Here is a 19924-nt window from a genome sequence, read left to right on the forward strand (position 1 = left end):
TCCCTTACATGTATATTCTCCTAGATCCAGGTCGCCACGCTTTTCTCATACTGTACCAATTCTGTTGGAGCAAAAAAATTCGCAATTTCGCGCTCGGCACTCTGCGGAGAATCCGAGCCATGAATCAGGTTGAAGGGCGTATGGGCGGCAAAATCTCCGCGAATCGTCCCTGGCAGTGCCTCAGTTACACTCGTCTTCCCGATTAGCATACGGGACAGCGTGACGATATCGTCTCCCTCCCACACCATCGCAAAGACAGGGCCGGAAGTGATAAAGCTAACGAGTTTCTCAAAAAAAGGCTTGCCGACATGCTCTGCATAATGCCGCTCCGCCTGTTCTCTAGTAACCTGAACAAACTTTCCAGCAACCAGCTTGAAGCCTTTGTCCTCCAGGCGGCTGATAATTCTGCCGATTAACCCCCGTTGAACTCCATCTGGCTTAACCATTAGAAACGTGCGATCCATAGGCTCACTCTCCATCCGAATACGATTTCAGTATGTTATCGACTGAATCAATTTCACAACTTATTCATAGCCATTATGAAATTGATTCAACTTCCATTGTATTCTAACAGAAACCATGTAAACGTTTAAAGTACTTTGTCATCTGTTTAATAAGTTACGATAAACATGAATTCATGCTTCCCATTCATCTGTCAATACGTACGTCTGGTCACGAAATGGGCAATGTCTCGCAGTGTCTTCTTGACCTTCTGATCTGGTAAAAGATCCAGGGAACTCAAGGCTTTCTCTATATATCGGTCAGCCAGCTGCTCCGCTTTAGCCAGTCCTCCGCTTGCTTTGATCAAATCAATCGCCTTCTGAGAGCTGTAACCGTCCTCATGAGCTCGAATCAATTCAATCTCATCTCTGAGCAGCCTACTAAGCTCCGGTTGCTGCAGCGCATAGATCACTGGCAGTGTAATATTGCCTTGTCTCATATCACTACCAGGCGGCTTACCAATCTGTTTTTCTGTTCCGCACAGATCGAGAATGTCATCCTGAATCTGGAATGCCATGCCCACATTGTACCCATAGCTATACAGCAATGAACCCACTGCCGGGGAGGCATCCGCAGCCATTGCACCAAGCTGACAGCTTACCGCGATTAGTAGCGCAGTTTTGCGGCGAATGCGCAGCAGATAGTTTCGCACGCTCTGTTCTGTATTGAAGAAATCTCGAATTTGTTCCATCTCGCCGATGGACATTTGCACCAAAGCCTTGGAGAGCACGCGGTGAATATCCGGGTTAGGTAGCTCCGCCACCATAGCCAGTGCCCGTGCATATATGTAGTCGCCAGTATACATCGCTATCCGATTGTCCCACTTGGCCTTCACCGTTAGCTGCCCCCGACGAGTCTCGGCATCATCAATGACATCATCATGAACGAGCGAGGCTGAATGAATCAGTTCCAGTGGCACAGCCACGCGCTTCAATCTTTCCAGATCGTACGCGCCAAATTTGCCCCCCAGCAGTACGAACACAGGACGAAGCCGCTTGCCGCCTGCCTTGAGCAGATGCATGGAAGTCGCCCCAATCAACGGCTCATGCGTATCAATGCTACGGTAGAGCTCATCCTCGATGTAGCCCATATCTTTTTTTAATAAACCGAACAATTCCAATCGTTTCATTCTTTCACCCGTATCAGCATATTGTCATTCCATAATTCCAGGTTAATCTCTTGCGGAAGCAGACCCATCTCATGTGCATAACGTAGATACAGCTCAAGTCCACTTTGTTCTCTCTTGCCAAAATCATAACATAGATTGGTGAAATATTGCTTCCAGTATGTTTCTGTTCCGCCAATGTCCTTCATGGCCTGCTCTATGACCGGAGTCAAATTCTCCAGACTTTGACGCTTGCTGGCATGAAAGGCCTCCACGATCTCCGCGACAGCCTCAGGTCTATGCTCGGCGACTTCCCGTCGGACAGCCCATACAGCAAAGGTCATGCTATGTCCCGTCCACTCCTTCCATAGAGCGCCAAGGTCAGTCACGACATAGTCCTCGTTGGCCCAGGAAGCACGGATCGCATGATCTCCGATTAACAATGCCGCATCAGCCTGTCTCATCATTGTATCCAAATCTGGCTCACAGTCAAAATATTCCGGCTCCCCCCCCAAATACCTGCTCATGAGGATCTTCAACAAATTAATCGAGGTTGCTGATGTATTTGTCAGTGCTATCCTTCCGTTACGGATATCCTTCAACGGCTTGCGTGAGAAGAGCAAAATGGATTTCACTGCTCCGTCCACGCTGACTGATAATTGTGGAAGAATCAACAGATGCTCCGCCGCAGATGCGTAAGCAAAAGAAGACATAGCGCTCATATCGAGTAAGCCCTCTGTAATTCTGCGGTTCAGCACTGCCGGAACCTTCGTTACTAGCTCAGCCGATGTTCGAAGTTGCTCTGTATGAAAATGATGGAACACTGGCCATGCATTCGTATATTGAATTTTACCGATGAACAGAGGTTCATGATTGTCCTTGGTCATCTGGCTCACCCCATCTCGTATACAGCTTATGCTCTATGCGAAGACTGTCCAGCACCTTTCCGACAAGGAAGTGGACAAGATCTTCTATGCTACGTGGTTGAAAATAAAAAGCCGGCATGGCCGGAATGATCTTGACGCCAAGCTGTGCCAGCTTCAGCATATTCTCCAGGTGAATCGCATGAAGCGGAGTTTCGCGCGGTACCAGTACAAGCGGTCTCCCCTCCTTGATCATAACGTCAGCCGCTCTGGCCATCAGGTTATCTGAGGTCCCGTGAGCAACGGCAGACAACGTGCCCATGGAGCAAGGCATGACAATCATTGCATCCACCAGAAAAGAGCCACTAGCTACCGAGGCACCAATATCCGTTACCGGATGATATATAAGAGAACCGGGACGGTCTCCGAACATGTCGTTCAGTGTTCCTTCCCGGTCAGTCACATTCCAGCCAAGTTCTTCCTTCAATACGCGCCAGCCGGCATTAGAGACCACCAGATGCACCTCGATGCCAGCATCAAGCAACGTCTCGATTAGTCTGACGCCGTAAATACTCCCGCTTGCACCTGTAATACCCACAACGATTCTCTTGTATGCTGCTGCAGCCATCATAATTGTCGCACCACTAAATCCAGGAAGGTAAAGACGAACACAACAATACTCAGCGCACCATTCATAGTGAAGAACGCCGTCTGCAGTCTGCTCAAGTCTTTAGGTGTCACAATGTAATGCTCGTAGAACAGGATAATGTAAGATAGAATCATGCCCGCCAGATACCACCAGCTCAGATTGGCTGCGAAGAACAGCACCACAAAGCCAATCGCCGTTACGATATGAAATGCCCGAGCAATATGAAGTGAACGAGCAACACCAAATCGTGCAGGTATCGAATACACACCTTCACGCTGATCGAACTCAATATCCTGACAAGCGTAAATGATATCAAAGCCTGCTGTCCAGCAAGCAATGGTCAGATAAAATACAAATGCAGCCCAATCAACCTGCCCGGTTACAGCAACCCAGCCGCCAAGCGGAGCCAGTCCAATGGTCAGACCCAGTACGACGTGACAGAGCCAGGTAAAGCGCTTCGTGTAGGAGTAGAATACCAGCATGAACAGCGCAACAGGGAACAGCTTGAAGGCCAGTGGGCTCAACTGGTACGATGCCCATAGCAACAAAGCAAGACAGATCAGTGTAAAGATCAGTACCTCGGAGGACTTCAAGAGTCCTGCCGGAATCGCCCTACCAGCCGTACGCGGATTCTTGGCATCAATAAAGCGATCAATCATCCGATTGAAGCCGAACGCTGCGCTTCGAGCGCCGAACATTGCGAGTAAGATCCAGCCGATCTGCGCCCAGGTAGGCAGTTGATTGCTTACTACGAAGGAGCCCAGAATCGCTCCCATAAATGCAAAAGGTAAAGCAAATACTGTATGCTCGATCTTGATCATTTCAGAGAAAATTTTGACTTTTTTAAACATGCTGACTCTCCTTAATTCCGATATGCAATGCCGCAATTCCTCCAGTTAACGGATAGGCTTTGACCTCTTTCAATCCGATCTCGCGGAAGATGCCGGCAAGCTCTTCCCTTCCGGGGAACAGTGCCAAAGAATCAGGAAGCCACTTGTACTGCTCGTATCTTTTCGCGAACCATTTGGCCAAACGAGGTAATACCTTCTGGAAATAAAAATAATACAGTCCCTTGAATGGCTGCCAAGTCGGCTTGGACAGCTCCAGGCATACCACTTGTCCACCAGGCTTGACTACCCGATGCATCTCACGAAGCACCTGATGAAGATCAGGTACATTGCGCAGCCCGAATCCAATCGTGATATGGTCAAAGGAATTATCTGCAAAAGGAAGCTCCATTGCGTTCCCCTGCACAAGCGTAATCTGCTGTTCACGCGATGCTTCCTTAATCTTTCGTCTGCCTACATCCAACATATTGTGGCTGAAGTCCAGTCCATGGATGTGCCCTGTTTCACTTGCATACGCCAGTGACAATGTCCAGTCACAGGTACCGCAGCACAGGTCTAGAGCCGTGTCCCCTGGCCTGACCTCCATTTTCTTCATCGTGAATTTGCGCCAAGCCTTGTGTCGGCGAAAACTCAGGACATCATTCATAATATCGTACTTACCCGCAATACTCTCGAAGACCTCATGAACAAATTGTTCTTTCGGCTTGGTCTGACTTGAACCCACTGTATTCACCTAACCTTCCCTTGCAACCTGGCGATGATAATGTATGAGAGACAAGAACGGATCGATCATCCGCACAATGTCGGAACGGATATCGGATTGTACCCCACTCCAGCGTTCGATCTGCTCCAAGGCTGTATCCAGCTTGCCGAGAAGACCTTCTCTCACTTTATACTTCACTACGAGCCTGTCCCAGGATGCCCCATCCAGCTGACCATCAGCCAGTAATCCCCTGTCCTCTGGTGCTCCGGAGTTCCAGATTAGCCAATAGGCATAGCTGCACTTCGTAAGCATCTGCTTCGAGAGTGTTGTCAGCTCCTGTCCAATTGTCTCACATACAGCAAAGGACTCAAGCAGCCCTGCCCACGACTCCTGGTCAGCGACTGCAACCCTGCTTCCGAATGACTCGAACAAGGTCTTCTTCAACTGGACGCTCGCACCCAGGTACTCTTGTGCTGTCAAGTTGTCTTGTCCCATCTTGGCATACAGCACCATCTTATCCTCATTCACCTGACAGACCGCACGGCTGAGGCTGGATATCGTCTCTACTTGTCCTGCATGAGACAACAGCTGATAGAAGCGGCTGCTGAAATAGTCCCCCGCAAGCACCTTCAGCTGCCTGGAGCGCATCTCACGCATCCCGAGTGTCCCTGAAGCATCTATCATGTCGTGGGTATCGAGACCCATTTGTACCAGCGAAGTGACGAGGGGATAGAGCTCCTCATATCCGTCATTCAGACCAGGATTCTTCTGTAAAAACAGAAACAACAGCCTGGCACGGCTGTCTGGAAAATCAGGCATATCCGTATGTTGCTGTATCATATCGTATTCCACGTATTTCGTAGCCATCTGGGGTATGCAGTACGGTTTCATCCTTAGCCTCCGAGCCTAAACTTTACTGTCAATTAAGATATCGCAATACTGTCTATTATATCACATCTACACTTTCAGTGCGACTTAAGAACCTTTATAACTCGCTCTTTTTTCGTTCAGTTCTGCTTGGAGTCACGCATCCTAGTCATACGATGAAAAGCTGCTACGCCAAAGTAAGGTATCTGTCACCCTGAAGGTCCGCTTGAGCTCCTCACTCAGTTCGGCTCTGTTCCAGCTACGGAGCTCGGTAAGAGACTGCTGCGGCCATTCATTTCGGCGTATGTCTGCCGCCAGCAGCAGATGGCGTCCTCCAGTCCAGGCATCCTCGGCCACAACGCGCAGCAGCAACTGCCTGACATTGGTCGTACCATAGAAGCAAAAGGCCGCTGCCTCAGCCATACTTCGATATACAGCCTCGGGTCCCATCTCCTGGGCTTCTAATTTGAGATCAAGCGTCAGCACCTCCTCGTCCCAAGACACTCGCATGATCGGCACATCCAGAGGGAGCACATTCATTTGGTCTACCAGGTTGTCTTCATTAAGTTCAACCCGCGGCTGGGGAAGTAATACCTCCTCTGCCGACTGGTTCAGGCTGCTACCGATCTCAAGCTGATAGAGGCTGGGGAGCAGCACCGCAGCTGCGGCAGTGATAAGCAGGGAGCCCGCAAGCGTGATCCAGGGTTTCATGGGACCTCTCTCCTGTCTGTACAATTGGCTATATGTTCTATTATCGAATGGATCTTGAATCTATAATCTTGGCTGCAGAGCTCCGCCCGATAATTCGTCCATACTTCATTGTACATAAGAAAAAAGCAGGCTATGCCTGCTTTTTAATCCTCAGTATCTACTTCACCGTGCTTAGTCAGCACGACAGCCTTGCCGCGAATCTTAATCGCCGAGGTATGCTCGGTGAACTGGACGATCAGAATTTCACCCTTATCCAGCTTCTCGGAATGATGTAGCCGTGTATCCTGACCCCGTGTCAAGCCGAAGACCTGACAGCCGTTGCTTTTCGCCTTGATGACGACATATTCATTGTTGTTGGGCGTAGTGTTCTCCATTGCCGATTCCTCCCGTTCTCAATATCTATATGATGGGATAGGCCCATAGGCTTTGTCAACTATCGGCAGCCCTTCTTCGCTGCTCATTCATCTCAAATGAAAAGGCTGTGAATAAAAATTCACAGCCTCTCTCTGCGTATCGGAAATATGTAAGAAAAACATCTATTGTCGTACTATCACAGCAGACAGACCACCTTTAAGCGGAAGTTTTTCTTGCGATAATCGAATTGTTCAGCTGCGCTGAAAACTTGTAAATTCTATTATCTAAAGAAAAACATCTATTGTCGTACTATCATAGTAGACAGACCACCTTAAGCGGAAGTTTTTCTTGCGATAATCGAACTGTTCAGCTGCGCTGAAAACTTATAAATTCTATTATCTAAAGAAAAACATCTATTGTCATACTATCACAGTAGACAGGCCACCATTAAGCGGAAGTTTTTCTTTCGATACTATTTAATTCCGTCTTTGAGTGCTTTACCCGGCTTGAATGCTGGGATTTTGCTAGCTGGAATTTCGATCTCTTCCCCTGTTTGCGGGTTACGACCTTTACGGGCGGAACGCTCACGAACCTCGAAGTTACCAAAACCCACCAATTGTACCTTGTCACCGGATTGCAGAGCCTCAGAAATCGTATCAAACAGTGCATCCACTGCTTTGGTTACATCCTTCTTGGACAGCTCAGTTTTCTCAGCAACTTGATTGATCAAGTCTGTCTTGTTCACGTTATTCACCTCCTGAATCCAATGTGTATTGCTGGAAATGACAATCTGCAGAACATCCGTCCTTCAGATCGCTGCTAACGAAGTAGTATCAACTCTTTCCGTTTTGCCGTCAAATATACGTATAACCGCTTATTTTTAGTTAGCAATGCCCAAAATCGCTGATAGAACAACATACTTAGGCCGGAACAAGGTTTATAGTAATACAGAAGATCAACAATTTCAAGTACGACGGCGATTCAAAACATAAAAAGTGACTGCAAGCGCCAGCACGAGCACCGTTCCTTTAATAATGTCATGCGCAAAATACTGTACATTCATCATGGTCAAGCCATTCACCAGCACGCCAATGAGCACAGAGCCAAAGAAGGTACCGATAACATTGGCCTTCCCCGCCCCCCATACAGAAAAGCCTACGAATACAGCCGCGACAGCCTCCATCAGCAGGGGAGCACCAGCATCAATCTGACCTGAGCCGACACGCGATGCATACAAAATCCCGCCGATCGCAGCAAATATACCTGAAGCCACGTAAGCCAGTGTACGCACACGGTTGACCTTGATCCCCGACAATCTTGCAGCTTCTCTGTTACCGCCAGTGACATACATCTGGCGTCCATACTTCGTATAGGTCAGGAAAATATGGACGAACAGTACAGCAATGATGAGTAACAGGACGGAGATCGGAATCCCCAGCAGCTTGCCCTGTCCCAGTAACAGAAACCCTGGAGACATGGAGCCTGGAGCCTTACTTCCATCTGGAAATTGCATGTTATTGTAGATGGTATAGCCCTGTGCGTACGTCTTGTGCAGACCACTGATAATATACATGACCGCAAGAGTCGCCAGCAGATCGGGAATGCGCAGCTTGACGATGAGTAGAGCGTTCATTAGCCCTACGATAGCACCAATCGCTAGGGAGACAATAATGACGATATATACGGGCTGCTCATACCAGATCATAAGTGTAGCAGCCGCTACCGTCGTTAGAGATACCGTCGAGCCCACAGACAGATCAAAGCCATCCACGATCTGGGAAAGGGTAACCCCAATGGCCACGAAGGTTACAATCGAAATGGAGCTTAGAATATCTGTCAAATTGTCATATGTGAAAAAGTACGGTAGTGTGATCGAAAAATAAATGAATACGGCAGCAATAACAATAACAGCCCCGTATCGAAAAGATGCGTTTAACCATGTGTCCTTCATGCCTTACTCCTCCCTACTGCCGCTTGCATACAGCAGCAGCCGTTCTTGATCCGTCTCACCTCTGGCAAATTCCTTCACAATGGCCCCATCGTACATCACGGCAATTCGATCCCCGATTCCTAGGCCTTCTGCAAATTCACAGGTTAGATAGATGACCGCCTTACCAGCAGCGGCCAGCTCACCGATCAGCTTGAAAATGTCGCTTTTTGCTCCAATATCGACGCCCTTGGTCGGCTCATCAAATACGAACACACTTGCTCCCGTATTAAGCCACTTGCCGATGGCTACCTTTTGCTGATTGCCACCACTCAAATATTTGACCTCCTGCTGTATAGATGAAATCTTGATTCCAAGGGAAGCGACCAGCTGCTGCCCATGAATACGCTCCATCGCGCGATTCACCCATCCGAACGAACTAAGCTGCTTCAGCATTGGTAGACTGAGATTCCGTTCAACAGATTCATCGATCAGAATTCCCTGCTTGCGCCGCTCCTCTGGAACAGATACAATCCCTTGCTCGATCGCATCAGCAGGCTGCTTCATCCGCACCCTCTGACCAGACAGCGTAATAACTCCTTCATCTGGTAGGTCCGCACCAGACAGCAGTCGGGACAGCTCGGTTTTCCCAGCTCCTACAAGACCGACTACCGCAAGCACCTCCCCCGTCCGCACCTTTAGATCGACTCCACGGACCTTGACCCCTTGCTTGAGCCCCTGCGTCTCAAGAACTACATTACCGATAGCCGTATCCGACTTTGGGAACTCCTCCTCAAAGGTTTTGCCAAGCATGTGCTGCACAATGCCCGCTGTATCTGTATCTTGGGTAAAGCCTGTCCATACCTGCTGCCCATCTCGCATGACCGTGATGCGGTCGCTGTGCTCCACAACCTCAGGAAGGCGGTGTGTAATGAGAATACAAGCTACCCCTTCCTGCTTGAGCTGATGCATAATCTGGAACAATCGTACAGTCTCGCTCTGACTTAATGGCGCCGTAGGCTCATCAAAAATAATAACCTTAGCGTCATGAGTTAGGATACGCGCGATCAGCACCATCTGTTTCTCTGCTAGCGCCAGATCCGCTGCCTTCTGCTGAAGGTCCAGCTGAATTCCAAGCCGCTGCAGTGCCTGCTCAGCATGCTGTCTCATACCCCTGCCACCGAACCACAGCCCGCTGCCACGCGCGGAAAGTTCATCGAGCATGATATTTTCAGCTACTGTGAGCTGAGGCACCAGGACCGAATCAACCTCCTGATACACACAATGAATACCCGCTTGTTTGGCCTCAAGTGGATCGCGAATGCTCAATATCTGTTCATTCGCAGCAATTGTCCCACTATCAGCGGTATATGCTCCTGATAATACCTTCATAAGCGTGCTTTTACCTGCACCATTGGCACCGAGCAGTGCATGTATCTCTCCACCACGTACGGAGAAATCCACTCCTTGCAGTGCCGGAACGCCCGAGAACTCTTTAGAAATTTCTTTCATCGTGAGCTCGTACATCGAATTACCCAAGGGGACCACCCTCCTGACTTTAGCCTTACATACAAGAACAGACGCGCCGTAGCGCGCCTGCCCGAACTTTCTGTACTATCTCATGCTTACGAAAGCCTTCTAACTAGCTATAAAATGCTCCCGTATGACGCCCCAATTCTGGTCACTAGTACGACTTATTGCGCAGACTCATATTCGCTCATCCAATCCTTCTTGCCCTGCTCACTTTGCCCCCATCCCTCTACATATTGAGAGAGTTCACTGGTGGAGATTTGCTGGTCAGGAAGGGCATCACGATGCACATACACGGGCTCCAGCACGACCTTCTCCTCCGGGTTGTCTCCATGGAGCTTTTGATATGCGTATCGTACCTGAACTCGGCCAATATCTGTAGGGTCTACTGCTGCAGAAGCTACCCAAGGATTGCTAGGATCCTGGATCATTTGCAGATCCTCGTCGCTCATATCAATGCCGTAGATCTTGATCTCATCGCGTCCAGCCTGTTGAATCGCACGTGCAGCCCCTTTAGCGAACTCATCCCAAGCAGCCCATACGGCTGTAATTTCGCCTTTCGGATATTGCTTCAGGACGGCTTCCATCTTGGCCTGTGTGTCCAATGCCGGGTTTTGGGCGGAACCAAAGGTCGCAATCTCTTTAATGTCTGGATTCTCCTCCAGGAACTTTGCATAGGACAGCTGTCGACGCTCCATTGGTGCAAAGCCTGCTACCCATACCTTGACAATGTTCCCTTTGCCGCCAATATCCTTCTTCATCTGTTCCAATGTCAGCTCGGCCATCTTCTGATCATCCTGTGACAAGACGACAGCTCCTGGCACGTTCACCGCTGCATCGAACACGATTACCGGAATTCCACGTTCTACCGCCTTCTTCAGACCTGGCTCCAGCAACGCATCACCATGATCTGTCAGAATGGCATCAAATTGCTGTGTAATAGCACTATCCAGCAGCGAAGCCATCTTCGCTTTATCATTATCTGCTACAAACTTGGTAAGCGTACCCCCGAATTTCTTGACCTCTTCTTCTACCCCCTGCACGTATTGCTGTGAGAAGGTGCCTGTATTGAATTCCATAATTAGCGCAATTCGCTTGCCTCTCAGATCTCCAGGTTCGGAGGAGCCTGCTGCATTAGAGCTATCCCCGCCCCCGGCAGTCTGTGCGCTTTGACCGCATGCACTCAGTATAACTACCAGCGCCAGAATCAAGGATAATCCCCATACTTTTCTCTTTGTCTTCAACATCCTTCTGTTCCCCCTCATCCTGCTTGCCCTACCCTGTAGGTGATTACATATTCATTCATGATTATGAATTATTAAATAATATATCGCTTTAATCCGACAATGTAAATAGGTTTTAAAAGTTTATTTTTAAAATTCTAACTATTCATAGTTTAGTTTAAAAAAAGTCTGACAAACACAAACAAGGCACCTCCGCCATTGGCTTGAAGGTACCTTATCGTTGCCTCTATTTTCTGTTGCAAATTAGGCGATCTTGCTCAGCATCTGCTTAAAGAATAATAGCAATCAGACCGCCAGAACCCTCATTAATAATGCGTCCCAGCGTCTCTTGCAATTTGTATCTGGCATTGTCCGGCATCATGGCAATCTTCCCCTGAATCCCTTCACGAACAATGGAATGGAGTGAACGACCGAAGATATCCGATTCCCAGATTTTGATCGGGTCATTCTCAAAGTCCTGCATCAGATAGCGCATCAGTTCCTCGCTCTGCTTCTCGGTACCGATAATCGGAGCGAATTCAGATTCAACATCCACCCGAATCATATGAATGGAAGGTGCTGTTGCCTTCAGCCTCACCCCAAAACGTGACCCTTGTCGGATCAACTGCGGATCATCCAGAGCCATCTCAGATAGTGAAGGTGCCGCTATACCATAGCCTGTAGTCTTCACCATCTCCAATGCTTCCGCAAATCGGTCATATTCGCGCTTGGCATGAGAGAAATCCTGCATCAGCTGCAGCAAGTGGTCTTTTCCACGAATCTCCACACCAACAACCTCGATGAGAATCTGGTCATACAGTTCGTCTGGAGCATACAGGTCAATCTCAGCGACGCCTTGCCCCATATTCATGCCGCTTAATCCGGCACGGTCAATGAAGTCATATTCCATGAAATGCCCTACGACTCGATCTACATCACGCAATCGCCGAATGTCCTTCACTGTGTCTCGCACAGAATTCTCATAGTTGTTGCGGAGCCAGTGATTCTCACTCAGGACCATCACCCAGCTTGGAAGATTGACATTCACCTCATGCACAGGAAATTCATATAATACCTCGCGAAGTACGCCTGTAACATCATCCTCAGTCATCGTAGCTGCACTGAGTGTCATGACAGGAATATCGTACTTGGCTGCCAGTTCACTCCGCAGCTGTAAGGTCTCCTCGCTATTAGGACGAGTGGAGTTAATAACAAGTACGAATGGCTTGCCAACTTCCTTTAGCTCCTCAATGACTCGCTCCTCTGATTCTACATAAGAGCTGCGAGGAATCTCGGCAATCGTACCGTCCGTCGTAACGACGACGCCAAGCGTCGAGTGCTCCTGAATGACCTTACGTGTTCCGATCTCCGCCGCTTCCTGGAATGGAATCGGCTCCTCGAACCATGGTGTAGAAATCATACGCGGGCCGTTCTCATCCTCATAGCCCTTCGCACCTTCCACAGCATAGCCTACACAGTCCACTAATCGCACGTTTACATCCAGGCCCTCTGCTACACGTATCTGTACAGCATTGTTGGGTACAAATTTAGGCTCTGTTGTCATGATTGTCTTGCCCGCGGCACTCTGCGGAAGTTCATCCACTGCGCGCACCCTGTCAGCTTCATTCGCAATATTCGGCAAGACTACCGTTTCCATAAAGCGTTTGATAAATGTTGATTTTCCTGTACGAACGGCGCCGACGACTCCCAGATAGATATCTCCCCCGGTGCGCTCGGCAATGTCTTTAAAAATGTCTACTTTCTCCAATGAAATCCCCTCCTCAAGATTCTCCGAAGGAAAAATGCTATAAGAGCATCCGCTTCGTGTTCGATCAGAAGACTTGGTACCCAGCTGCGGCAGAGCAAGCCTGGAAGTCGTCCGCCGCCGAGCGTCATGGCTGATAGAATCGGTCATAGCGGCCTACACTCGTACATGCAATTGGACTGGTATCATCATATGTATCAGGCGGTGAAGATATGACTGATAACTCTGGCACGAAATCATTCCTCCTCTTCACAAGCCTGTGCTGAACCGCCACAGTCATTATATGCACGTGCAGCGCCGAACAGACCTGCATCGGTATGAGTTTTAATATCCATGTCCAGTGAGGCAAACAATTAAGCAAAAAAAAAAAAAACGAATCCATAACGGATTCGTCTCCAGGTCCACCTTGGCCAAAAGCCAATTCTCTTAAATAATTATTTTACCACAGGCTGTCATCGTCTTCCTGCTGCTTCTCCAGTTGTCTACGTACTGCTGCCTTTAATGGGTCCTCTGGTACAGTGACTACCAGCGAGCCCCAGGCTCTAGCCTGGCAAGACAGACGTTGCCCCTCCTGAAGCAGTGAATCTAGTTTACGCCTCTCTGCTTCGGTCGGCACGCCTGCAGCCTCAGCCCACTCTGGGGCAATAGTCACCTTACACATCAAACAGGAAGCCTTGGCGTCACAGCGTGAGGAAATATGAACAGCAGCCTTGCGCGCGGCTTCCAGAATAGTTGTGCCTGAGCGAACTGCTATACGTTTGCCAGATGGCATAAAGCATACCTCATGACTCATCAGGATAAGCACCTCCCAGCAAAGCTTGTATTAGAGCCAGTTGAGCAACCGTCTGAGATGATCTACGTGTGCATCAGACCATACATTCCGTGCTAGCAAGAGCTCCAGCAGGTCTCTATGCTCGTCCGCTTCCGTATTCATGGTTTTGGCAATCGACTGATACCGATCCTCCCTGCCACGCAGGAGATTGAACAAGAGCTCGTGGGCCAAGGGCATCAGACGGACGGAGTAGTTACTGATCGTTATCCCGGGGGCAGCAGATTGAAGCACCTGTTCAATCTCCACCCGATACAGAGAATTTGTCGCGTACACCTCGAAACCTCCGACCAATTCCAAGGTCAAGCCTTCCAGCTCATAATGACTTAGCAGAGATAAATAAGCCTCGCTTCTGCTCAGCTGTTGCTCGTCCAGGGACCGACCAGGTGCGTGCCCGTGCAGTTGCTTGGCTGCGCGAAGATCAGCATATACATCAATATCATTCGGGGACTTGTCCAGCTCCACGCCTTGTAGAAGTAAAGAACAACTTCCTCCCAAGAGCCAGCAAGAGGACGAAGATGACCACGCGGCAGCCAGCTGCCGGATGGCTTCATGGAGCTGTGGCATCGTGGTCAGCCTCGCAGACAGATCAAGCCTTTTCATCTGCGCTCCACCTTTCTTAACCAATGTTCTATTGTTATCGCAGCCTGAACGCGGGTTTCACAAAAGCCCACGAACCTAAGAAGTTCGCGGGCCCCTTGCAGCCAGGCAGCACATTATTTTTTCATCATCATTTTCATCAAGGCTTCCATGTTGGAAGGATTCATACCGCTCTTCTTGACAGCCTTTACGATATCTTGAATGGTACCTTCCGATACTTGCAACTTAGCCATGGCCGCCACCTGCTTAATCAATTGGCGTAGCTGAGCTTCGCTCTGCATCGTCTCCGAATTCACCTTGCTAGCCAGCTTTTTGACGGCGTTCTCGGAAATGCTTTTTCCGCTCTTCTGATTGATAGCCTTCAGTGCATCCTTTGGAAAGTTCTTGCTCACAGTCTCCCCTCCTCCGACATTGCTCAGATTAGTGTATGAGCTTAGTCTGGAAAAGGTGAATGCCCCTGTGATCAGGAATTCCACTGTTCCCAAGTCTTCAAGGGCATAAGTTCCATCTCGGTCTTGGGATCTCGACCCATCAAGGCCTCTACAGCCTCACGGACATCCTGTCCTTCGAACAGTACTTTGTATAACTGATCCGTGATCGGCATCTGAACGCCAAGCGATACTGCAATGGCATGGGCAGCCTGAGTCGTACGAATTCCCTCAATGACCATGCCCATGGTGTGTTGTACTTCCTCTAACGGCATACCCTTACCCAGCATAGAGCCTGCTCTCCAATTACGGCTGTGCTGGCTGGTTGCTGTTACGACGAGATCACCGATTCCTGCGAGACCAGCAAAAGTGAGCGGATTGGCACCCATCTCCACGCCAGCACGGGTAATCTCTGCGAGTCCTCGTGTCAGCAGCGCAGCTTTGGCATTATCCCCGAAGCCAAGTCCGTCAGACATTCCTGCACCTAGCGCAATGATGTTCTTGAGTGCACCAGACAGCTCCACACCAATGAGATCACGATTGGTATAGACGCGGAAATACGAGTTCATGAACAAATCCTGAGCCCGTTGCGCAGCCTGATCCTCCAAGGAAGCAACGACAACCGTTGTTGGGCATTTACGAACAACCTCTTCAGCATGACTTGGACCAGACAGCACAACGACATGTCCTTCCTCGCAACCAAGCTCATCAGAGATGACCTGTGACATGCGCTTGAGTGTCTCCGTCTCAAAGCCCTTCGTCGCATGAACGATGAGTGTATCTTGCCCAACATGGCGAGCAAGCTCTCGTGACACCTGGCGCATGGCTGAGGAGGGAGCAACGATGAGGACAGCCTTTGCTCCACTGACCGCCTCCCCCATCTCAGTCGTCGCCCGAATGGCTGGGGACAGCTGTGCGGAAGGAAGATAGCGGCTATTCGTATGGAGCATGTTGATCTCCTCAGCCTGTTCCGCGTTTCGGGTCCAGATTACAACTTCAGATCCATTGTCGGCCAGAACCGCGGCCAAAGCAGTTCCCCAACTACCTGCTACCAATACCGCAACCTTTTCCGACTTAGACACGATGATTCCCTCCCTTGGAACCAAGCTTGTTCTCCTGACCCTTCATCAGCTTCACGATGTTGGTACGATGTCTCCAGACGGCGAACAAACAGATGATCACGCCAGACCAGAACAGGGGCCATGAGTAGCCAAGCACCAGCATCATCCAAGGAGTCAGAATAACAAAAATCAGAGAGCCTAGCGATACAAAACGGGTAATTACAATCGAGAGAATCGCAATGACACCAGCAAGCAGAGCAGGAATGAGCGCAATCGAAGCCAGCACCCCAATCGCAGTGGCAATTCCTTTGCCTCCCCGAAAGTTGAAGTAGATCGGCCAATTATGCCCAATAATCGCTGCTATTCCTGTGAGAGCAGGAAGCCATTCGGAGTCTCCACCCAGCCAATGACCAATCCAGACAGCAAGCACGCCTTTAAGTACGTCCAGCACCAATACCATGATGGCAGGTCCCTTACCCAACACTCTAAGTGTATTCGTCGCACCAGCATTACCGCTGCCATGCTGTCTGATATCGACTCCCTTCAGCAATCTGCCGAATAGAACACTAAAGCTGATGGAGCCGAGCAAATAACTGATTACTATTGCAACCGTCTGTAGTAGCAAGTTGTTCTCCCCTAACTTTCGTCAGACTTGCGCCGGGTAAAGATCCGTATTGGAGTCCCTTCAAAATTGAAGGCGGCGCGAATTTTATTTTCCAGGTAGCGTTCATACGAGAAATGCATCAGCTCTGGATCATTCACGAAGACAACCATCGTCGGCGGCTTCACAGCCACTTGCGTCACATAGTTCACGCGTAAGCGACGGCCCTTGTCCGTAGGTGGTGGTGTAATAGCAACCGCATCGGATACCACATCGTTCAGCAGATGCGTCTGTATACGCATTGCGTGCTGCTGAGCCACATTCTGCACTACAGGAAGCAGCTTGTGCAGACGTTGCTTGGTCTTCGCTGACAGGAACACCACTGGTGCATACGTCATGAACAGGAAGTGATCGCGGATTTTGGTCTCAAACTCCTTCATGGTTTTGTCATCCTTCTCCACGACATCCCACTTATTCACGACAAACAGTGAAGCCTTACCTGCTTCATAAGCGTAGCCGGCAATATGCTTGTCCTGTTCGATAATACCTTCTTCACCATTAATGACAACGAGTACGACATCTGCACGTTCAATAGCACGCATGGCACGCATAACGCTGTATTTCTCGGTTGTCTCATACACTTTACCACGCTTACGCATCCCTGCAGTATCAATAAGTACGTACCGCTGACCATCTTTCTCAAACGGAGTGTCAATAGCATCTCGAGTCGTACCAGCAACATCGCTGACGATGACTCGCTCTTCACCGAGAATGGCATTGACCAGAGATGATTTGCCGACATTCGGACGGCCAATCAAGGCCACACGTATAACATCATCATCGTACCCATCATCCTCCAGCTCAGGCAGCTTCTCTGTAATCGCATCCAGAAGATCACCGATTCCTGTACCGTGGCTACCGGATACGCCGATCGGATCACCGAAGCCGAAGCCATAGAATTCATAAATCAAATCACTTCGCCCAATGTTATCCACCTTGTTCACAGCGACGATTACTGGCTTGCCTGATTTGTACAGCATTTGAGCGACCTCTTCGTCAGACTGTGTAACACCGCTTTTGGCATCACACATGAACACAATGACATCCGCTTCCTCGATTGCGAGTTCAGCCTGCATCCGTATGGACTTCATGATCTCATCTGTACCATCAATTTCAATGCCGCCAGTGTCAATAATGCTGAACGGCTTGCCATTCCATTCCCCAATTCCATAGATCCGGTCACGGGTAATACCTGGCTTATCTTCTACAATAGCCAGACGATCTCCAATAACTCTGTTAAAAATAGTCGATTTCCCTACATTGGGTCGACCAACGATCGCCACAACGGGTCTTGCCATAATTCAACTCCTCCTGTCAGTATCGGAAGTAACAACAATCGGCGAACCCTCTGGGTCCGCCGATGGTGTACCTAATGCCTATTCTAACCTCATGGGTATTGCTTATTTGAATTTGCTGAGCTTGTCGCCAAAGCGCTCGCCAAGGGTCACGCTCATGCTTTCGTTATGGGAGACACCTGCACTGTTGTTTTCTCTTGGTGCACGAGTCTTCTCAGCCTTAGGTGCAGGAGCAGGAGCTTCTTCAGTCTCCTTGATGCTCAAGCTAACACGCTTCTCAGCCGTGTTCAGGTCAAGGACCTTCACTTGAACCTCTTGTCCTTCTTTCAGTACTTCATGAGGAGTACCAATGTGCTTGTGAGAGATCTGGGAGATATGCACCAGTCCTTCAACACCAGGAGCAATTTCAACGAAGGCACCGAAGTTCACCAGACGTTTTACAACGCCAGTCACTACATCACCAATGTTGAATTTCTCAGCAGCCGTTTCCCAAGGACCTGGTTGAACTGCTTTCATGCTCAGGCTGATTTTGCCCTTCTCAGGATCAACCTTCAGAACCTTAACCTTCACTTGGTCACCTTCGGACACTGCATCGGAAGGCTTGTCAACATGAGTCCAAGCGATCTCGGATACATGCACCAGACCATCAACTCCGCCTACATCAACGAAGGCACCGAATTGAGTCAGGCGTTGAACCGTACCCACGATTTCTTGACCTTCTTGCAGCTCGGACATGATTTTGTGCTTGTTAGCTTCGTACTCAGCTTCAAGTACATCTTTTTGGGACAGGATCACTTTGTTATTCTCACGATCCAGTTCCTTCACTTTAACACGCAGAGTGCGACCTTTGTAATCGCTGAAATCTTCTACGAAATGACGTTCTACCATAGAAGCAGGAATAAATCCACGTACACCTACGTCTGCTACTACGCCACCTTTAACAACGTCAGTAACAACGACTTCGAACACTTCATTGTTATCGGAATAGCTTTGCAGCTTTTCCCAAGCGTTCTCGCTATCGATCGCACGTTTGGACAATACAAGCTTTTCCTTGTTGTCGTCGATGCTTACGACCTTAGCTTCGATCTCTTGGCCTACTTGTGGAGCTTCCTCACCTGGCTGTGCGGAAGACAACTCGCGGAGCGCAATAACACCGTCGTATTTATATCCAATGCTTACTACCGCTTGGTTATCTTCTAATTTTACGATTGTTCCTGTTACCGTATCACCTTTTTTCAATGATACCATTTGGTCCAGTTCATCTTGATTTGACACTTCTTGATTTTTAGTTTCTTCCGACATGTCAATACCCTCCTCAATTCAAAAAAGCCATTTATTTAAACCTGCTCGTAGCAGAGTTCAAAACATTCATATATCAGTATTCTTCCAGCGAAAACAGAAAACATGCACCCGCTACTCGCGGGTTGGTTGTCCTGTCTCCTTCATAGTGCGAATGCGTGACATAATTGCTTCCGTAGCCAGCTCCAGTGGATCACCCTCTGTCGAGCTCTTAAAGCTCTCAAGGTCCACGGGCTGCCCATAAATGACTTTCAATTTACGGAACAATTTGTACTCACCTACTATGGCGACAGGTACAGCTGCGGCCCCACTACGAAGTGCGAAGCTTGCGGCTCCTTTTTTGACAATCCCAGAAGAGTTACGAGAACCCTCCGGAAAAATGCCCACCACATTGCCATCACGCAAAATCTGAATGGCCAGCTTAATGGATTCCTTACTGACGCCACCACGCTTCACCGGAAAAGCTCCCAGCTTATCAATCAGTGGGCCTAGTACTGGAACCTCGAAGAGCTCAGCCTTCGCCATAAAATGGACTTTGCGCTTCAATAGTATACCTACCGTCGGCGGGTCCAGATTACTGATGTGGTTGGAGCATAACAGTACGCCCCCCTGTGCAGGCACATTCTCGGCTCCTACAGCCTCAATTCTGAACAGTAAACGGTACAGCAGTCGTAAAATACCGCTGCATATGGTATAAATCATGAA

The 19924-nt window shown here is 49.1% G+C and carries 22 protein-coding genes; all 22 read right to left on the reverse strand.

Annotation, left to right across the window (positions count from 1 at the left end; translation table 11 throughout):
• Positions 1 to 20 precede the first annotated feature (20 nt).
• Entirely contained in the window at positions 21 to 464 is a 444-nt protein-coding gene (gene ndk / locus D328_RS0117045; RefSeq protein WP_018886239.1) for a nucleoside-diphosphate kinase, read from the reverse strand.
• 191 nt (positions 465 to 655) lie between these two features.
• Positions 656 to 1630, reverse strand: coding sequence for a polyprenyl synthetase family protein (locus D328_RS0117050; RefSeq protein WP_018886240.1), 975 nt, complete (start codon positions 1628 to 1630; stop codon positions 656 to 658).
• Positions 1627 to 2493, reverse strand: a complete 867-nt coding sequence (locus D328_RS0117055; protein WP_018886241.1) for a menaquinone biosynthesis protein — start codon at positions 2491 to 2493, stop codon at positions 1627 to 1629. Before D328_RS0117055 ends, D328_RS0117050 begins: the two co-directional genes overlap by 4 nt.
• Entirely contained in the window at positions 2474 to 3097 is a 624-nt protein-coding gene (locus tag D328_RS0117060) for a UbiX family flavin prenyltransferase (protein ID WP_025677769.1), read from the reverse strand. The genes D328_RS0117055 and D328_RS0117060 overlap by 20 nt, the downstream gene beginning before the upstream one ends.
• A complete protein-coding gene (locus tag D328_RS0117065; protein ID WP_018886243.1) occupies positions 3097 to 3969 on the reverse strand; it encodes a UbiA-like polyprenyltransferase in 873 nt (290 codons plus the stop codon). Before D328_RS0117065 ends, D328_RS0117060 begins: the two co-directional genes overlap by 1 nt.
• Positions 3962 to 4690 (reverse strand): demethylmenaquinone methyltransferase, encoded by a 729-nt coding sequence (locus tag D328_RS0117070; protein ID WP_025677766.1) that lies wholly within the window; start codon positions 4688 to 4690, stop codon positions 3962 to 3964. Before D328_RS0117070 ends, D328_RS0117065 begins: the two co-directional genes overlap by 8 nt.
• Positions 4691 to 4699: 9 nt before the next feature.
• The gene (locus D328_RS0117075; protein ID WP_026281237.1) at positions 4700 to 5560 is read right to left on the reverse strand and encodes a heptaprenyl diphosphate synthase component 1; all 861 of its coding nucleotides are present in this window, start codon (positions 5558 to 5560) and stop codon (positions 4700 to 4702) included.
• Positions 5561 to 5701: 141 nt separating this feature from the next.
• Positions 5702 to 6247: a hypothetical protein gene (locus tag D328_RS0117080; RefSeq protein ID WP_018886246.1), complete on the reverse strand. Its 546-nt coding sequence runs from the start codon at positions 6245 to 6247 to the stop codon at positions 5702 to 5704.
• Between the two features lie 143 nt (positions 6248 to 6390).
• Complete coding sequence (mtrB, locus tag D328_RS0117085) at positions 6391 to 6621, reverse strand: trp RNA-binding attenuation protein MtrB (protein WP_018886247.1); 231 nt, start codon at positions 6619 to 6621, stop codon at positions 6391 to 6393.
• Positions 6622 to 7073: 452 nt separating this feature from the next.
• Positions 7074 to 7355, reverse strand: coding sequence for an HU family DNA-binding protein (locus tag D328_RS0117090; protein WP_407667801.1), 282 nt, complete (start codon positions 7353 to 7355; stop codon positions 7074 to 7076).
• A gap of 210 nt (positions 7356 to 7565) precedes the next feature.
• A complete protein-coding gene (locus D328_RS0117095) occupies positions 7566 to 8552 on the reverse strand; it encodes an ABC transporter permease (protein ID WP_018886249.1) in 987 nt (328 codons plus the stop codon).
• A gap of 3 nt (positions 8553 to 8555) precedes the next feature.
• Positions 8556 to 10067, reverse strand: coding sequence for a sugar ABC transporter ATP-binding protein (locus D328_RS0117100; RefSeq protein WP_018886250.1), 1512 nt, complete (start codon positions 10065 to 10067; stop codon positions 8556 to 8558).
• Positions 10068 to 10222: 155 nt separating this feature from the next.
• Positions 10223 to 11305, reverse strand: coding sequence for a sugar ABC transporter substrate-binding protein (locus tag D328_RS0117105; protein WP_018886251.1), 1083 nt, complete (start codon positions 11303 to 11305; stop codon positions 10223 to 10225).
• 265 nt (positions 11306 to 11570) lie between these two features.
• Positions 11571 to 13049: a stage IV sporulation protein A gene (gene spoIVA, locus D328_RS0117110; RefSeq protein ID WP_018886252.1), complete on the reverse strand. Its 1479-nt coding sequence runs from the start codon at positions 13047 to 13049 to the stop codon at positions 11571 to 11573.
• A gap of 436 nt (positions 13050 to 13485) precedes the next feature.
• Positions 13486 to 13839, reverse strand: coding sequence for a 2Fe-2S iron-sulfur cluster-binding protein (locus D328_RS0117115; protein ID WP_018886253.1), 354 nt, complete (start codon positions 13837 to 13839; stop codon positions 13486 to 13488).
• A gap of 30 nt (positions 13840 to 13869) precedes the next feature.
• The gene (locus tag D328_RS0117120) at positions 13870 to 14478 is read right to left on the reverse strand and encodes a hypothetical protein (RefSeq protein ID WP_018886254.1); all 609 of its coding nucleotides are present in this window, start codon (positions 14476 to 14478) and stop codon (positions 13870 to 13872) included.
• A 113-nt stretch (positions 14479 to 14591) separates the two neighbouring features.
• The gene (locus D328_RS0117125; RefSeq protein ID WP_018886255.1) at positions 14592 to 14867 is read right to left on the reverse strand and encodes a stage VI sporulation protein F; all 276 of its coding nucleotides are present in this window, start codon (positions 14865 to 14867) and stop codon (positions 14592 to 14594) included.
• Between the two features lie 71 nt (positions 14868 to 14938).
• Positions 14939 to 15985: an NAD(P)H-dependent glycerol-3-phosphate dehydrogenase gene (locus D328_RS0117130; RefSeq protein WP_018886256.1), complete on the reverse strand. Its 1047-nt coding sequence runs from the start codon at positions 15983 to 15985 to the stop codon at positions 14939 to 14941.
• On the reverse strand, positions 15978 to 16589 hold the full coding sequence (gene plsY / locus D328_RS0117135; protein WP_018886257.1) for a glycerol-3-phosphate 1-O-acyltransferase PlsY: 612 nt from the start codon (positions 16587 to 16589) through the stop codon (positions 15978 to 15980). Before plsY ends, D328_RS0117130 begins: the two co-directional genes overlap by 8 nt.
• A gap of 11 nt (positions 16590 to 16600) precedes the next feature.
• Entirely contained in the window at positions 16601 to 17923 is a 1323-nt protein-coding gene (gene der, locus D328_RS0117140; protein ID WP_018886258.1) for a ribosome biogenesis GTPase Der, read from the reverse strand.
• Positions 17924 to 18025: 102 nt separating this feature from the next.
• Positions 18026 to 19222 carry a 30S ribosomal protein S1 gene (gene rpsA, locus D328_RS0117145; RefSeq protein ID WP_018886259.1) on the reverse strand — a complete coding sequence of 399 codons (1197 nt, stop codon included), beginning with the start codon at positions 19220 to 19222 and terminating at the stop codon, positions 18026 to 18028.
• Positions 19223 to 19333: 111 nt separating this feature from the next.
• Complete coding sequence (locus D328_RS0117150; protein WP_018886260.1) at positions 19334 to 19921, reverse strand: lysophospholipid acyltransferase family protein; 588 nt, start codon at positions 19919 to 19921, stop codon at positions 19334 to 19336.
• Between the last annotated feature and the right edge of the window lie 3 nt (positions 19922 to 19924).

It is taken from the genome of Paenibacillus massiliensis 2301065 = DSM 16942, from assembly GCF_000377505.1.
Taxonomy (GTDB): domain Bacteria; phylum Bacillota; class Bacilli; order Paenibacillales; family Paenibacillaceae; genus Paenibacillus; species Paenibacillus massiliensis.

What these genes read in the sequence shown, in the direction of transcription:
- D328_RS0117075 (WP_026281237.1), bottom strand. Translation starts at nt 5,560, where the DNA reads ATGAAACCGTACTGCATACCCCAGATGGCTACGAAATACGTGGAATAC.
- mtrB (WP_018886247.1), bottom strand. Translation starts at nt 6,621, where the DNA reads ATGGAGAACACTACGCCCAACAACAATGAATATGTCGTCATCAAGGCG.
- D328_RS0117050 (WP_018886240.1), bottom strand. Translation starts at nt 1,630, where the DNA reads ATGAAACGATTGGAATTGTTCGGTTTATTAAAAAAAGATATGGGCTAC.
- ndk (WP_018886239.1), bottom strand. Translation starts at nt 464, where the DNA reads ATGGATCGCACGTTTCTAATGGTTAAGCCAGATGGAGTTCAACGGGGG.
- D328_RS0117120 (WP_018886254.1), bottom strand. Translation starts at nt 14,478, where the DNA reads ATGAAAAGGCTTGATCTGTCTGCGAGGCTGACCACGATGCCACAGCTC.
- D328_RS0117080 (WP_018886246.1), bottom strand. Translation starts at nt 6,247, where the DNA reads ATGAAACCCTGGATCACGCTTGCGGGCTCCCTGCTTATCACTGCCGCA.
- D328_RS0117150 (WP_018886260.1), bottom strand. Translation starts at nt 19,921, where the DNA reads ATGATTTATACCATATGCAGCGGTATTTTACGACTGCTGTACCGTTTA.
- D328_RS0117055 (WP_018886241.1), bottom strand. Translation starts at nt 2,493, where the DNA reads ATGACCAAGGACAATCATGAACCTCTGTTCATCGGTAAAATTCAATAT.
- D328_RS0117115 (WP_018886253.1), bottom strand. Translation starts at nt 13,839, where the DNA reads ATGAGTCATGAGGTATGCTTTATGCCATCTGGCAAACGTATAGCAGTT.
- der (WP_018886258.1), bottom strand. Translation starts at nt 17,923, where the DNA reads ATGGCAAGACCCGTTGTGGCGATCGTTGGTCGACCCAATGTAGGGAAA.
- D328_RS0117060 (WP_025677769.1), bottom strand. Translation starts at nt 3,097, where the DNA reads ATGGCTGCAGCAGCATACAAGAGAATCGTTGTGGGTATTACAGGTGCA.
- D328_RS0117105 (WP_018886251.1), bottom strand. Translation starts at nt 11,305, where the DNA reads ATGTTGAAGACAAAGAGAAAAGTATGGGGATTATCCTTGATTCTGGCG.
- rpsA (WP_018886259.1), bottom strand. Translation starts at nt 19,222, where the DNA reads ATGTCGGAAGAAACTAAAAATCAAGAAGTGTCAAATCAAGATGAACTG.
- D328_RS0117095 (WP_018886249.1), bottom strand. Translation starts at nt 8,552, where the DNA reads ATGAAGGACACATGGTTAAACGCATCTTTTCGATACGGGGCTGTTATT.
- D328_RS0117065 (WP_018886243.1), bottom strand. Translation starts at nt 3,969, where the DNA reads ATGTTTAAAAAAGTCAAAATTTTCTCTGAAATGATCAAGATCGAGCAT.